The organism is Neisseria sp. HMSC068C12, from assembly GCF_001814095.1.
In the GTDB taxonomy this organism is placed as follows: Bacteria; Pseudomonadota; Gammaproteobacteria; order Burkholderiales; family Neisseriaceae; genus Neisseria; species Neisseria perflava.
The window spans coordinates 165,691-180,475 of the sequence record NZ_KV814823.1 but is presented as its reverse complement, the minus strand read 5'-3'; the positions used below and the strand labels follow the sequence as shown (position 1 = coordinate 180,475).

Annotated in this window: 14 protein-coding genes; 8 read left to right on the top strand and 6 right to left on the bottom strand. The window is 51.1% G+C overall.

Annotated features, from left to right (window positions below):
* Window positions 1-23 precede the first annotated feature (23 nt).
* Both HMPREF2952_RS07480 and HMPREF2952_RS07475 read left to right on the top strand, forming a co-directional pair.
* Window positions 24-1,034, top strand: coding sequence for a glycosyltransferase family 2 protein (locus tag HMPREF2952_RS07480; protein ID WP_004520400.1), 1,011 nt, complete (start codon window positions 24-26; stop codon window positions 1,032-1,034).
* A gap of 35 nt (window positions 1,035-1,069) precedes the next feature.
* Window positions 1,070-2,470: an L-serine ammonia-lyase gene (locus tag HMPREF2952_RS07475; RefSeq protein WP_004520399.1), complete on the top strand. Its 1,401-nt coding sequence runs from the start codon at window positions 1,070-1,072 to the stop codon at window positions 2,468-2,470.
* An 81-nt stretch (window positions 2,471-2,551) separates the two neighbouring features.
* Here HMPREF2952_RS07475 and HMPREF2952_RS07470 read toward each other — a convergent pair whose 3' ends face one another.
* Together HMPREF2952_RS07470 and HMPREF2952_RS07465 are read right to left on the bottom strand one after the other, a co-directional pair.
* Complete coding sequence (locus tag HMPREF2952_RS07470) at window positions 2,552-2,773, bottom strand: hypothetical protein (RefSeq protein ID WP_004519529.1); 222 nt, start codon at window positions 2,771-2,773, stop codon at window positions 2,552-2,554.
* An 8-nt stretch (window positions 2,774-2,781) separates the two neighbouring features.
* On the bottom strand, window positions 2,782-3,411 hold the full coding sequence (locus tag HMPREF2952_RS07465) for a C40 family peptidase (RefSeq protein WP_039862067.1): 630 nt from the start codon (window positions 3,409-3,411) through the stop codon (window positions 2,782-2,784).
* Window positions 3,412-3,671: 260 nt separating this feature from the next.
* Between HMPREF2952_RS07465 and hslO the strand changes: the two genes are divergently transcribed.
* Window positions 3,672-4,568: an Hsp33 family molecular chaperone HslO gene (gene hslO / locus HMPREF2952_RS07460; RefSeq protein ID WP_049336392.1), complete on the top strand. Its 897-nt coding sequence runs from the start codon at window positions 3,672-3,674 to the stop codon at window positions 4,566-4,568.
* A 176-nt stretch (window positions 4,569-4,744) separates the two neighbouring features.
* Here the strand turns inward: hslO and tyrS are convergent, their stop codons facing one another.
* From tyrS to ppc, 4 genes are all read right to left on the bottom strand, one after another.
* A complete protein-coding gene (gene tyrS, locus HMPREF2952_RS07455; protein ID WP_049336393.1) occupies window positions 4,745-6,043 on the bottom strand; it encodes a tyrosine--tRNA ligase in 1,299 nt (432 codons plus the stop codon).
* Window positions 6,044-6,134: 91 nt separating this feature from the next.
* Window positions 6,135-6,752: a hypothetical protein gene (locus tag HMPREF2952_RS07450; RefSeq protein ID WP_004519533.1), complete on the bottom strand. Its 618-nt coding sequence runs from the start codon at window positions 6,750-6,752 to the stop codon at window positions 6,135-6,137.
* An 88-nt stretch (window positions 6,753-6,840) separates the two neighbouring features.
* Entirely contained in the window at window positions 6,841-7,932 is a 1,092-nt protein-coding gene (gene ychF / locus HMPREF2952_RS07445) for a redox-regulated ATPase YchF (RefSeq protein ID WP_004519534.1), read from the bottom strand.
* Between the two features lie 141 nt (window positions 7,933-8,073).
* Window positions 8,074-10,776, bottom strand: a complete 2,703-nt coding sequence (ppc, locus tag HMPREF2952_RS07440; protein ID WP_070695449.1) for a phosphoenolpyruvate carboxylase — start codon at window positions 10,774-10,776, stop codon at window positions 8,074-8,076.
* Between the two features lie 187 nt (window positions 10,777-10,963).
* On the opposite strand from ppc, the gene HMPREF2952_RS07435 reads away from it, so the two are divergent.
* The 5 genes from HMPREF2952_RS07435 to argJ all read left to right on the top strand — a co-directional run bounded on the left by HMPREF2952_RS07435 (window position 10,964) and on the right by argJ (window position 14,716).
* On the top strand, window positions 10,964-11,428 hold the full coding sequence (locus HMPREF2952_RS07435; RefSeq protein WP_070625157.1) for a cyclic pyranopterin monophosphate synthase MoaC: 465 nt from the start codon (window positions 10,964-10,966) through the stop codon (window positions 11,426-11,428).
* A gap of 49 nt (window positions 11,429-11,477) precedes the next feature.
* Complete coding sequence (locus HMPREF2952_RS07430) at window positions 11,478-12,224, top strand: HesA/MoeB/ThiF family protein (protein ID WP_199900440.1); 747 nt, start codon at window positions 11,478-11,480, stop codon at window positions 12,222-12,224.
* Between the two features lie 186 nt (window positions 12,225-12,410).
* Window positions 12,411-12,755: a CidA/LrgA family protein gene (locus tag HMPREF2952_RS07425; RefSeq protein WP_049343552.1), complete on the top strand. Its 345-nt coding sequence runs from the start codon at window positions 12,411-12,413 to the stop codon at window positions 12,753-12,755.
* Window positions 12,756-12,760: 5 nt separating this feature from the next.
* Window positions 12,761-13,453: an LrgB family protein gene (locus HMPREF2952_RS07420; RefSeq protein ID WP_094192848.1), complete on the top strand. Its 693-nt coding sequence runs from the start codon at window positions 12,761-12,763 to the stop codon at window positions 13,451-13,453.
* Window positions 13,454-13,495: 42 nt separating this feature from the next.
* Window positions 13,496-14,716, top strand: coding sequence for a bifunctional glutamate N-acetyltransferase/amino-acid acetyltransferase ArgJ (argJ, locus tag HMPREF2952_RS07415; protein WP_004519540.1), 1,221 nt, complete (start codon window positions 13,496-13,498; stop codon window positions 14,714-14,716).
* Window positions 14,717-14,785 lie beyond the last annotated feature (69 nt).

The following is a 14,785-nucleotide window of genomic DNA, read 5'->3' as shown; positions in this document are numbered from 1 at the left end:
CCTATCAATACATTGCATAATTTATGGGAAAAAAACTAATCAGCATCAGCATGGTGCGCAACGAAAACGACGTTATCGAATCGTTTGTCCGTCATAATCTCGAGCTGATGGATGAAATGCACATCATCGATCACGGCAGCAGCGATGGAACAAGGGAAATCCTGATTCAATTGAAAGAAGAAGGTTTGCCGATATTTATCTATCAATATCAAGCGCTCAAGTACAATCAAGAGCAATTGGTAAACCTGCTTATGAAGCAGCTTGTAGCAAAAGATGAAGCGATAGATTTCGTTTTTCCGCTGGATGCGGACGAATTTATTTCATGTCCTAGCCGTATCATGCTGGAACAACTTTTGGATGTCATCGGCGAAAACAGGATCGGCATGTACCTTTGGCGCGGCTATTTGCCGACATCGTTGCAATACAATCCCGATTTCACCACTCAATTTACCGAGCAACGCCTCGAAACGCTCTTTACCCCCAAAGTCATTATTCCTAGATGGGCTGCCGAATCTTGCAGCGTGATTATCGGCTGCCATTACATGTTGGATAAAGATGGCAACAAGGTTAAATCAACCCTGTTTCATTCGCCGGATTATCGAGGTTTACATTCCTGGTTTATCGAGCAGTTTTCCGCCCAATTTGCGGAGACCGATTTGTTGTGGCTGGGGCATTTCCCAATCCGCTCCTTGAACCAGCACATCAAAAAAATCCTCGAAAAGTCCATCTTGATTGCCATTAAAGACGGAAGCAACGATATTGCCTGGGAAAACCAGTTGCGCGAATTGCTGGACAACGGCATGAAGATGGACTTGAACGATTTACGGCTGTTGGCATACAGATACCGCGCCGGTTCTACAAGTTTGGAAGACCCGCATTGTAAAGTCAGCCATTACGAACCCTTGCGTAAAAAACCGCTGATGCTGAAATACACCTCGCCGGAAGCAGGTGATCCTTTGATGACTGTCGGACATTTGGTACTTGCATTGGCAAGCGGCGCACAAGATTCCTCTTTAGGCCTTAAGGCCGTCTGAAAAACACAGCCCGCACACACAATAATAGGAAAATTATGATCAGCATCTTTGATATTTTCAAAATCGGCATCGGCCCGTCCAGCTCGCACACCGTCGGCCCGATGAAGGCCGCGGCCGCTTTTGCTGATTTGCTGAATGCCGAAAACTTGGATACACAAGTGGCGCGCATTGTCATTGAAGTGTACGGTTCACTTGCTTTGACCGGTATCGGACACGGCACATTCGACGCATTATTGCTCGGTTTGGAAGGCAGCCTGCCGCACGATATCCCGCTTGCGGACATCCCTCAACGCTTGGAACGTATCCGCACGCAGCACGTTTTAAAACTCAACGGCCGTGAAATGGCCTTCAATCCTGAAAAAGATTTGGATATCCGCGGCGACAAAGTGTTGCCCAAACATCCGAACGGTTTGAACTTTATCGCCTACCATTCAGACGGCCTGAAGCTGAAAGAGCAGATCTATTATTCGGTCGGCGGCGGTTTTGTCGTTACAGACGAAGGGTTTGCACAAGAGGCGCAGGAAAATGCCGATGTGCCGTATCCATACAAAAACTGTGATGAGTTGCTGGCACAATGCCGTCTGAACCAGTTGAATATTTCCGAAGTCGTGTTGGCCAATGAAGCAGCGTTGGCAGGTTGCGATGAAGTGGAAGTGCGCCGCCGTGTGGCTGCCGTGGCCGATGTGATGGAAAACTGCATCAAGCGCGGCTTGGGTGCGGAAGGGCAATTGCCGGGCGGCTTGAATGTGCGCCGCCGCGCGCCGCAGTTGGCAGCTAAACTCAAAGTCCTACGCGAGAGCGAAATCGTCAATACCCAACTTTGGCCGATGGTGTACGCCATGGCGGTCAATGAAGAAAACGCCGCTGGCGGCCGCGTCGTAACCGCACCGACCAACGGCGCGGCAGGCATTATTCCTGCCGTCTTACACTATTTCCGCAAATTTAATCCGCACGCCAACCAATCGCGTGTAGAGGACTTCCTGCTGACTGCCGGCGCCATCGGTATTTTGTACAAAACCAATGCGTCGATTTCCGGTGCGGACGTTGGTTGCCAAGGCGAAGTCGGCGTGGCATGTTCTATGGCAGCAGGTGCATACGCCGAAGTTATCGGCGGTACCCCGAAACAAGTGGAAAACGCCGCCGAAATGGCGATGGAACACCACTTGGGCTTGACCTGCGACCCTGTCGGCGGCTTGGTGCAAATCCCCTGTATCGAGCGCAACGGCATCGCCGCCGAAAAAGCCCTCAAGCTCGCCACCCTCGCGCTTTTGGAAGATGGCATAGACAAAAAAGTCTCACTTGATGAAGTGATTCAAACCATGTTGCAAACCGGCCGCGATATGAAGGCAACCTATAAAGAAACCTCGCTCGCAGGCTTGGCCATTACCTTGCAGAAAAAAGCCATACCTGTATCCGTGCGCGTGGTGGAATGTTAGCAATAGGGTAGGGGATATGCCCGATAAAAAAAGGCCGTCTGAGAAACTTTCAGACGGCCTTTTTTTGTATGGATTGAATAACTAACCGTTTTTTTGATAAGGGTTTTCCAGCCCGGCCATTAAGTCGCGGAAGTATTCGCGCAACTGTTTTTCGGAGCAACCCATCAGCAGGGCGTCTTCAAAGGCGTCCTGCGCTATTTGGTACAGTTCGTTCAAGTTTTCGGTCATGACTTTGACTTTTTCGGTGCAGGAAACAATCTGACCGTCGTCGTCATACCATTTGGGCATTTGCGGCATCGCCATCGTGCACCTCAATTCAAGAAACGGGATGGGTCGTTTTTCTTCACGCGGCGGGCAAAGGCGTATTTTCCGTTCCAATATTTGTGGCCGAGGCTGGTAATTTCGATACGTTTGCCCGTTCTCGGCGCGTGAATGAAATTGTTGTTGCCGATGTAAAGGCCGACGTGGGAAATACGGCCGCGACCCATGGTGCGGAAAAAGACCATGTCGCCCGGCTGCAACTCGGAACGGTTCACGGCAACGCCCATTTGCGCCTGTTCGGCAGAGGTGCGCGGCAGGTTTACGCCCATGGCGCGTTTAAAGATGTGTTGCATGAAGCCGCTGCAGTCAAAGCCGGTAGAGGCTGATGTGCCGCCGTAGCGGTAGGCCACGCCGAGCAAGCCCATGGCGCTGCCGATTAACTCATCTGCATTGCCCGAAGGTGCGCGCGTATTGTTGCTTGCAGCAGGATAGGTATTGGTGGGATGGACAGGTGTTGCCTGACGCGTATTGCCGTAAACATTGGCATTGTCGTTGAACTGGTTTAAAACACGCTGACGGGTGGTAATCAGGTTTTCCAAATCATCAGCGTAAGAAAAATTGACGCTCGCGAGCATGGCGACCGAAGTCCAAACTGCTGCGAGCCGGAGTAAAAAATTCATTGTACAAACTTCCGTTTCAGAAGGCATTCCCTGCCGATTGCAGGCACATTGCCGGTTTCTGAGATGTTATCCCGTATCATTCTCTTGTTATCTGCTTGATTGTATTAAAAAACTGTCTTTTTGGCAAAAAAACTGCTGTTATTTTGCGTTAAACCCTTGTTTCCAAACGAACTAGAAAAACATCGGGCGCGGTTTCGCTTGATTTATCCGCCGCTGCAACCATATAAGCGGCATTCATTGATTTATTTTCAGAGACTGACATGACACAAAATCACAGCGATATCCGTACACGCTTTATCTTTGACGATATGCCCATCCGCGGTATGCACATCCGCCTTGAAAAGGTTTGGCAACACATCGTCAACCAAAAACATTATCCTGTCGCCATCCGCCGCGCTTTGGGCGAGTTGCTGGCCGCCGGATCTTTATTGTCTGCCAACCTTAAAAACGAAGGCACGCTGATTGTTCAGGTTCAAGGTCAGGGCCGTCTGAAAATGTTGGTGGTGGAAGCGACTTCTGAAAATACTGTCCGCGCTACTGCCCGTTGGGACGAAACCGCTGAAATCCGTGATGACGAAAGCCTGACTGCGCTGTTGGGCGAAAACAGCGTGTTCGTTTTAACCCATCAGCCTAAAGATGCCGACCCTTGGCAAGGTGTTGTCCCACTGGAAGGCGACAGCATTGCGCAAATGCTGGTCAACTATATGAAACGTTCCGAGCAGCTCGATACTTATATTACGCTTGCCGCCGATGACCACGCCGCAGGCGCATTATTGCTGCAACGTCTGCCGGAAGAAGAATTGGATGATGCCGCGTGGGAACATGTGACCACGCTTGCGCAAACGCTTACTCCGCAAGAATTGACCGGTTTGGACGCTCATCACGCCCTTTACCGCCTTTACCATGAAACCCCGCCCCGCGTTTTTGAACCGGAAGCCATTGAATTTGCCTGCACCTGTTCCCGCGGCAAAGTCAGCGATATGCTGTTGATGCTTGGCGGTCAGGAAGTCGGCGGCGTGGTGGCGGAGCAAGGCAGCATTCAAATTGACTGCGATTTCTGCCATAGCAAATATGTGTTTGATGAAACCGATGTCAACGCTTTGTTTGGTGCGGACGTGGTGAATGCCGTCCGTCAAGAGAATGAGCGTTTGCAGTAATCGCGCGATAAAAGTTGCTTAAAAAATTAGATTATTTAATAGGAGGGCAGGTGTAAAACCTGCCCTTTCTTTTTGGGAAAACTGAATATCATCAATATAAAATGCCGTCTGAAAAAAAGCGAGGGCTGATTTCAGACGGCATGATTGTTTTAAACGATGCGTTTAATGTTTAAAGATTATTTCCAAACCAATAAAGCGTGGTTGCGTTTGCCGCGGCGGACGATGGTGTATTTGCCGAAACGTTTGTGTTCGTCGGTCAGTATATAGGCATCGTCAGGTTTTTCAGCGGCATGGTTCGGATTGTTGGCTTCGGCAGGTTTGCCGTTGAGCAAAACCGCTTTGCTGTTGACAAAGCCGCGCGCTTCTTTGTTGGAAGACGCCAAACCGGTTTTCACCAAAGTTTCCACCACGTTGAGGCTCTCGGAAACTTCAAAAGTCGGCAGGCCGTCGAGTGCCAGCTGCTCGAAGTCGCTTTCGGTGAGATGGCTTTGGTCTTCGGCAAACAGGCTTTCAGAAATGCGTTGGGCGGCGGCAAGGGCTTCTTCGCCGTGAATCAAGCGGGTCATTTCCTCTGCAAGAATGCGTTGCGCTTCAGGTTTGGTGCCGCTGGCTTTGTCTTTGGCTTCGATGGCGTCGATTTCTTCGATAGACAGGAAGGTAAAGTATTTCAGGAATTTATACACATCGGCATCGGCCACTTTCAGCCAGAATTGGTAGAACTGATACGGAGAAGTTTTCTTCGCGTTCAACCATACTGCGCCACCTTCGGTTTTGCCGAATTTGGTGCCATCTGATTTGGTTACCAAAGGCAGGGTCAGGCCGAATACTTGTTTTTGGTGCAGACGGCGGGTCAAGTCGATACCGGCAGTGATGTTGCCCCATTGGTCGGAACCGCCGATTTCCAAAACCGCGCCGTGGCGTTTGTTCAATTCGGCAAAGTCGTAGCCTTGCAGCAGGGAATAGGCGAATTCGGTGAAGGAAATACCCACATCGTCGCGCTCGATACGCTGTTTGACAGATTCCTTGTTCAGCATGGCGTTGACGGAGAAATGCTTGCCGATGTCGCGCAGGAAGTCGAGGCAGTTCATGCTGCCGAACCAGTCGGCATTATTGGCCATAATGGCCGCATTGTCGCCATCAAAGCTTAAGAAAGGGGTCAGTTGGTTGCGGATGCTTTCAACCCAACCGGCAACGGTTTCGGCAGAATTCAAGCTGCGTTCGGCGGCTTTAAAGCTTGGGTCGCCAATCATGCCGGTCGCGCCGCCCACCAAAGCAATCGGCGTATGGCCGGCTTGTTGGAAACGGCGCAATGCCAATACAGGCAGCAAGTGGCCGATGTGCAGGCTGTCTGCTGTCGGGTCAAAACCGCAATAGAGGGAAATTTTTTGTTCGTTCAACAAAGCGTCTAAGGCTTCGATGTCGGTAGTTTGGGCGATTAAGCCACGCGATTGTAGGTCTTGGATAACTGATTTCATTGAAACTTCCGTTGATTAAAATAGGCTAGATATTGATTTAGCAATTTCATGAATTTAATTATTTCTAAATTTTTGATCTTTTGAACATTATTTATACGGTCAAGTTATGTTTTTTATATAATTTAGCTACGGTCCATTTGTGAAAAATTGTTTCTATGTAATGAAGCTCAGTTAATGCTTGGAATCTTAAAAATCTTATTTTTATTTTGTCAGCTATTTTAGCAGCTTCTTCTAAATGTTTCGGATAGTTAGCGGGAAAATGCTCTCCTGATGGATAAAAACTTTCAGCTTTCTTATTGAAATACCACGCTGATTTTCCATTATCGTCATTGTATCTAGGCTCCCATTCCGGAACTTGTATGTAGCTTCTTAGGTTGATATATTCATTTATAATTTCTTTTAGTTCGGTATCGAAATAGCATGAAATATGACTGGAAAAGCGTGTGCATTGTTTTTTCTCGCTAATATCATTACTTAAAATATCTATATCTACAAAAAATTCACTAGAAACACAACGATGGGAATAAATACTTGAATCTAAGTATAAAATCCTATTTTCTCCAATTCGTTCAATTATTTTCCTAGCATTTTGAATATCTTGTTGAAGTTTGCTTTCAAATACTGGGCGAAGAACCGCAAATAATCCTGCTGACGAACCAATAAAATAAAATATATTTTTTACAATATCTATAAGATTGATATTAGACATTTTCCCTAAACTTTGAAGGAAGGTAGGCTAAGAAAAGCTTAGCCTACCAAATTTGATTTGCATTCTTTATGCTTTCAGACGACCTTACTTACACGTTAAACAAGAAGTGCATCACATCGCCGTCTTGTACGACGTATTCTTTGCCTTCCACACGCATTTTGCCTGCTTCTTTGGCTTTGGCTTCGCCGCCTAAAGCGATGAAGTCTTCGTAGGAGATAACTTGGGCACGGATGAAGCCGCGTTCAAAGTCGGTGTGAATTACGCCGGCGGCTTGTGGCGCAGTGTCGCCTTTGTGGATGGTCCAAGCGCGGACTTCTTTTACGCCGGCGGTAAAGTAGGTTTGCAGGCCTAAGAGGTCGTAGCCGGCACGAATCAGACGGTTCAGGCCCGGTTCTTCCAAGCCCATTTCGGCGAGGAATTCGGCTTTTTCATCGTCTTCCAATTCGGCGATTTCGCTTTCCATCGCGGCACATACGGCCACAACCGGCGCGTTTTCTTTTGCAGCCAATTCTTTCAGGCGGTCGAGGTGCGGGTTGTTTTCAAAACCGTCTTCGGAAACGTTGCCGACATACATGGCAGGTTTGGCAGTCAGCAAGAACAGTGGTTTGAGCATGGCGAGTTCTTCTGCGTCTAAGCCGAAGGAGCGTACAGGCTTGCCTTCGTCCAGATGAGGTAGCAGTTTTTTGCACAGATCGACCAGTTTTTGCGCGTCTTTGTCGCCTGAGCGTGCACGTTTTTCTTCGCGGACGATGGTTTTTTCGACGCTGGCTAAGTCAGCCAGTGCCAACTCGGTGCCGATGGTTTCGATGTCGGCAATCGGATCGACTTTGCCTGCGACATGGACGATGTTGTCGTCGTCAAAGCAACGCACGACGTTAACAATCGCGTCAGTTTCACGGATGTTGGCGAGGAACTGGTTGCCTAAGCCTTCGCCTTTGCTCGCACCTGCAACCAAACCGGCGATGTCGACAAATTCGACGATGGCGGGCTGCATTTTTTGCGGATTGACGATTTTTGCCAATTCGGCCATACGCGGATCAGGGACTTCAACGATGCCGACGTTGGGTTCGATGGTACAGAAAGGATAGTTTGCCGCTTCGATACCCGATTGGGTCAGCGCGTTAAAGAGGGTGGATTTGCCGACGTTGGGCAAACCGACGATACCGCATTTCAAGCTCATGGTTTTTCCTGAAAAGATAAAAGTTTAACGGCGGATTATAGCATATTGTAGAGGTACTCAAAACAGCCGCAATGCTGGTGTATATTCATCATAAAAAGGCCGTCTGAAAATTGTTTCAGACGGCCTTTTTTCCGTACTGCCTTAACCGGTATTACGCAAACCTTGCGCTACGCCGTTGATGGTCAAGTGAACCATCAGAAGGGCGTGCGGATTATCGGGCTCTTTGCGCAGGCGTTTGAGCATGGCGACTTGCAGGCCGTTGAGGGCGTTCAAATATGGAATCCTCAAGGCAAGCGAACGGGCGAGGCTGCGGTTGTCGCGCAGGAGCTCTTCGGTTTGCAGCAAGTCGAGCAGTGCTTTGCGGCTGCGTTGGTATTCTTCCTTGATCATGCCGAAGATGACCTTTGCTTTATCGGGCGATTCGCTCAAGCCGGCATAGTTTTCCGCCAAAGTGATGTCGGTTTTCGCCATCACTTGCTCCATATTAGAGAGCATGGCTTGGAAGAACGGGTTGCTTTGGGCGTGTTCGCGCAGGGCGGCGAGGGTTTCGGGATTGCCTTCGCACAAGGTTTCCACTGCGCTGCCGAAACCGTACCAAGCCGGCAACATGAGGCGGTTTTGCATCCATGAAAATACCCACGGAATCGCGCGCAAGTCCTGAATCCGCGCCAAGGTTTTGCGGCTGGCGGGACGGCTGCCGAGGTTGAGGGTGGCGATTTCCTGAATCGGGCTGGTTTGCAGGAAGTAGTCGATGAAGTCGGGGTGGGTAATTAGTTCGCGGTAGTATTTGAACGATACGTCCGACAAATCCTGCATCAGTTTGGCATCAGGGTCTTTTTTATCCGGCAGGATGCTGGCTTCCAAAGTCGCGGCAACCAAGGTTTCCAAGTTGCGTTGGGCATTGCCCGGGTCGGCGTATTTTGCGGTAATGACTTCGCCTTGCTCGGTAATACGGATTTGTCCGGCAACGCTGCCCGCAGGTTGCGCCAAGATGGCTTGGTAAGAAGGGCCGCCGCCGCGACCTACACTGCCGCCGCGGCCGTGGAACAGGCGCATGCGGACATCGTATTTTTTGAAGAGTTCGACCAAGCCCAACTCTGCCTGATACAGACACCACGAGCTGGTAACGTAGCCGCCGTCTTTGTTGGAGTCGGAGTAGCCCAGCATGATTTCTTGGATATTGCCGCGGCTTTCGAGCAGGGCATCATACCAGTCGAGGCGGAACATGGTTTCCATGACAGGACAGGCGTTTTCGAGCGCTTCGATGGTTTCAAACAGAGGCACGATATTGATGCGGCTGTGCGGTTTGCCGTTTTCTACCACCAACAGGCCGCTTTCTTTCAGCAGCAATGCCAAGGCGAGCAGGTCGCTGGGTTGTTCGCAGTTGGAAATAATGCTTTGTGTAACGGCATCTTCGCCAAATTCGTCTTTGATTTTGCGCGCTTCGTTGAAAATTGCCAGTTCGTGGCGGGTATGGTCGCTGTATGTGATGAACGGGCTGTACAGCGGACGTTGATGGCTCAATTCGCGCAACAGGGCGGCTTGTTTTTGCTCTTCGTTCAGGCTGTTGTAGTCTTCCAAGCTTGCGTGTTGGAAAAGCTCGGCAACCACATCGGCGTGTTTGCCTGCGTGTTGGCGCAGGTCGAGCGGCATCATGTGGAAGCCAAACACGGATACGCTGCGGATAATGTCGGCCAGACGGCCTTCTGCCAGCAGTTGGCTGCCGTTTTCATGGAGCGAGCGTTGCAGTTTTTTCAGGTCGTTGAGGAACTCTTCGACCGTGGCATAAGGCTCGAGGAAGCCGAATTTGCAGCCCATGCCCAAACCTAGTGAGCGTGCTTTGCCCATGGCGCGTGCCATGATGTAGGCGATGGCGCGGCGGTAGGGTTCTTCGGTGCGGGCGATTTCTTCGTCAGGCGAGAGGGCGGCCAGTGCCATTACGTCGTCGTTGACTTTGACGCGGCGGATGGAGAGTGGCAATTCGCGGTAAAGTTTGTCGAGTTCGCCACGATAGAAACGGAACACTGCGTCGGCATGCCGTCTGAACGCAAAACGCAAGGTTTCGGCAGAAACGAACGGGTTGCCGTCGCGGTCGCCGCCGATCCAGCCGCCGATTTTAAGGATATTCGGAACGCGGACGCCGGGATAGGCCGTCTGAAAATCGCGTTCCATTGTGCGGTAGAGTTTGGGCAGGGCTTCAAAGAAGCTCATTGGGAAGATGGATACACCGTTGTTGATTTCGTCGTTGACGCTGAGTTTGTGGCGACGCGTTTCGCTGGTCTGCCACAAGCCCAAAAGGACTGTGTCGATTTCGCGGCGCAACTGAGCCAGCGCATCAGGATTAGTGCAGCGTTCGCGTTGCGGCAGCAGCGCGCGGATACGGCGGTTGAAGCTCAAGACGGTTTGGCGTTGCACCTCGGTCGGGTGCGCGGTCAAAACGGCGGTAACGACTGTGTTGTCCAGTTGTTGTTGCAACGCTTTGCCGTTGACTTTTCCGGCCTTGAGTTTACGCACGGTTTCCGTCAGGCTGCCTTCGGCACTGTTGTGTCCGGCCTCTTCGTGGATTTGGCGGCGGCGTTCGTGGTGCACGTCTTCGGCGATGTTCAAAATCTGTGCGAACAGGCCGCAGGCCAAGGTTAAATCGTGGGTTTGTTGTTCATCTAATTGCGGCAACACCTTTTCAATCAAGGCAGCGCTGTCGTCTGAAGTCGATAATAATTTAACGGTTTCGACCACCAAAGGCGACGCTTCCTCATGCAGCAGATTGAAAAGAGACTGTTTTAAAAATTCCGCATCCGCCGCCAGAGCGGCATCTTTTGGATTGTTTAAGATATGCAGTTGCATGATTTTTCTCTTATTTAAATGTTAATTTGGGTTTGTCCCGAATCCATTGTATAGCAAATTTTTGTAAACTGCCAATGCTGCCGTCCGATACATTTCAAACCGGAAAACAGCCGTCCGTATCCGCCGCGTGGCCGGTGTCTGTAAAATGCCGTAAAATATTGGCTGTCAAAACAGAGGCGAGAAAACCATGATTGAATTTCCCAACCAGCCCGATTTTCCTGAACAACACACCGCCGTCGCCGTCGGCACCGTTAACATGAGCCAGCAGGCGATACGGGTGTTGATAGAGAATGCCACCGAAAAGGCAAGTATCCTGACCATCGCCCGCGTTGCCGCCATTCAAAACATCAAACAAAGCGGCAACCTGATTCCGCTGCACCTGCCCGGCCGCATCATCGGCGTGCAGGTTGATTTCGATATTAACGTCGAGCTGGCCTGCCTGAAAGCCACATTGACCGTCCAAGCGCACAGCAACGGCAGCATTGCCACCGAAGCCCTGACCGGCCTCAATTTGGCGCTCTTGAGCGTTTACGACATGATGAAAGACGTTGACCGCAATATGATGCTCAGCGGCATCCGCCTTGAATCCGAAACCAGCAGCGAAGGCCGTCCTTTCCTGTTTGACAACGCCTACGAAAATATTAATTTCTAAACCACTCAGGCCGTCTGAACGTTGGGTTTCAGACGGCCTTATTGTTATGATGAACGATCAACAACTCCTGCGGTTCAGCCGCCATATCCTGCTTGACGAAATCGGTATCGAAGGCCAAGAAAAACTTTTAGCCGCCCATGTGCTCGTTGTCGGTTGCGGCGGGTTGGGTGCGGCGGCCTTGCCGTATCTTGCCGCCGCCGGTATCGGCCGCCTGACGATTGCCGATGCCGATACCATCGACGAGACCAACCTTCAACGCCAAATCACGTTTACCGAAGCCGACATCGGCAAAAACAAGGCTTTGGTCATGCAAGGCCGTCTGAAACAGATCAACAGCCAAACACACATTACAGCCATTGCCGAATTTCTCGATGAAGCCAGGCTTGTCGAATTGGCAAACGCCGCGGACATCATCCTCGATTGTTCCGACAATTATCCCACGCGCCAAGCGGTCAACCGCGCCGCCGTTGCCACGCGCACGCCTTTGGTTTCAGCTGCAGCCGTCGGCTTTGATGGACAAATTGCCGTGTACCGTCCCGATCTTCCCGATACGCCCTGCTATGCCTGCCTGTTTGACGGAGAACAAGCCAGCGACGGCACTTGTGCATTGTTTGGCGTTTTTTCGCCATTGGTCGGCATTATCGGAACGACCCAAGCCGCCGAAGCGCTCAAAGTGCTGACCGGTATCGGTACGCCGTCGCACGGCAAACTTTCTACCTATAACGCGTTGAGCGGAAAGTGGCAGCAATACGGGGTAAGACACAATCCCGAATGCCCGGTTTGCAGTGGCCGTTAAAGACAAAAAGCAGGGTAGGGGTTTCAACATTGCCTAAGCCAATCCGTTAGAGTAATCATGCTTATCTTTCATTAAACTTGAAGGAAGGCGTTTCTTCCCTTTTCAGACGGCCTGTGGCACGATATGATTCAATGATTAATAAATTTTTTGAGGCCGTCTGAAAAAGGATAAGGAGAAACCGGCTTAATGAATATTATTCGTGCCTTATTGGTGGTATTGGGTTGCTTGGCTTTGGGCGAGGCAACCGTTTGGATTTTGGGGTTGAAGCTGCCGGGCAGTATTGTCGGCATGGCTTTGCTGTTTGCCGCGCTTCAGGCAGGCTGGGTCAAATTGTCTTGGGTGGGGGAACTGGCGGACATTTTGATGGCAAACCTGACTTTGTTTTTGGTGCCGCCTTGCGTGGCCGTCATCAGCTATTTGGATGTGATTGCAAACGACTGGTTTTCGATTCTGACGGCCACAATCGGCAGTACGATCTGCGTATTGTTGGTGACCGGCAAAGTGCATGAGTGGGTCAGGAGGTGGATGTGATGAACATAGACGGGCTGTTGCGCATGCCCTCGGTCATGCTGTTCCTGACTTTGGCCGTATATGCTTTGGCAGTGCAGATTCGGGCGCGCACGGGGAATGTGCTGTGTAATCCGGTATTGATCAGTACGCTGGTGTTGATGGGGTATTTGAAGGTATTTGCCATCGATTACGAGCTGTATCACGACGCGGCGCAGTTTATCGATTTTTGGTTGAAACCGGCAGTCGTGTTGCTGGCCGTGCCGCTTTATCGAAATTGGGACCGTATCCGCAGCCAGTGGTTGCCGGTGGTGTTGTCGCAGTTGGCGGGCAGCGTGACGGGCATTGTTACAGGCGTGTATTTTGCCAAATGGCTGGGCGCTTCGCGCGAAGTGATTTTGTCGCTGGCTTCCAAATCCGTGACCAACCCGATTGCGATTGAAATCACGGCATCGGTCGGCGGTATTCCGGCGATTACGGCGGCAACGGTGATTATTGCCGGACTTTTTGGCCAGATGGCCGGATATAAAGTGTTGAAAGGGGCGTTGTATATGCCTTCTTCAGTGGGAATGTCTTTGGGTACGGCCTCGCATGCGATGGGTATTGCGGCGTCTTTGGAATACGGCCGCCGTATGGCCGCCTATGCCGGCTTGGGCTTGACGCTCAACGGCGTGTTGACGGCGGTATTGGTGCCTATCTTGATTCCCTTATTGGGCGTATAGCGTTTAGGCCGTCTGAAAATAGTGTAAACAGGAGAAAATGATATGGCTGTAAATTTGACTGAAAAACGTGCAGACGAATTGTTGGAAATCGACGGTATCCGTCTGTTTACAGGTCGTGCCGGCATCAAGCAACAAGACCGCGACGATTTGACGCTGATGGTGTTGGGCGGCGGACATACGGTGGGCGCGGTGTTTACGCAAAACCGGTTCTGCGCCGCACCGGTGCATATCGCCAAGTCGCATCTGTTTGACCAAGACGGCGTGTGTGCCTTAGTCATCAATACGGGCAATGCCAATGCGGGTACCGGCGCACAAGGCCGTCTGGACGCGATTAAAGTGTGCGCGGCGGTGGCAGAGCAGGTCGGCTGCCAATCCAATCAGATTATGCCGTTTTCGACCGGCGTGATTTTGGAGCCGCTGCCTGTGGATAAAATCGTGGCCGCTTTGCCGCAAGTGCGCCCTGCATTCTGGTCGGACGCGGCGCGTGCCATCATGACGACGGATACTGTGCCGAAAGCCGCTTCACGCACAGGCTTGGTCGGCGAAAAACACACAGTCCGCGCCACCGGCATCTCCAAAGGCTCGGGCATGATTCATCCGAATATGGCGACCATGTTGTCGTTTATCGCCACTGATGCCAAAGTGTCCCAACCGATTTTGCAGCTGATGACCCAAGAAATCGCAGACGAAAGTTTCAATACGATTACCGTGGACGGCGACACCAGCACCAACGACAGCTTCGTGATTATGGCGACAGGCCGTTGCGGTCAGAGCGAAATCGACAATACCGCCGATCCGCGCTATGCGCAGCTCAAAGCATTGCTCGGTTCGCTGGCTTTGGAATTGGCGCAGGCGATTGTCCGTGATGGCGAGGGCGCGACCAAGTTCATCACGGTTGAAGTACAAAACGCGAAAACCCGCGAAGAGGCGCGCAAAGTGGCTTATGCCGTCGCCCATTCGCCTTTGGTAAAAACTGCTTTCTTTGCCTCCGACCCGAATTTGGGCCGTCTGTTGGCAGCCGTCGGCTATGCCGGTATTGAAGACTTGGACGTCGATGCTTTGAAAATGTGGCTGGATGACGTGTTGGTGGCTGAAAACGGCGGCCGTGCGGAAAGCTATACCGAAGAAGCAGGACAAGCCGTGATGAATCGTCCGGAAATTACCGTCCGCATCGATTTGCAACGCGGCGATACGACGGCGGCCGTCTATACCTGCGATTTGTCGCACGAGTATGTGTCGATTAACGCGGATTACCGTTCTTAAAAACCTTTATCCTTGTTTTCAGACGGCCTTTGAGAAAAGTATCAAGGCCGTCTGAACACATTGACTGCG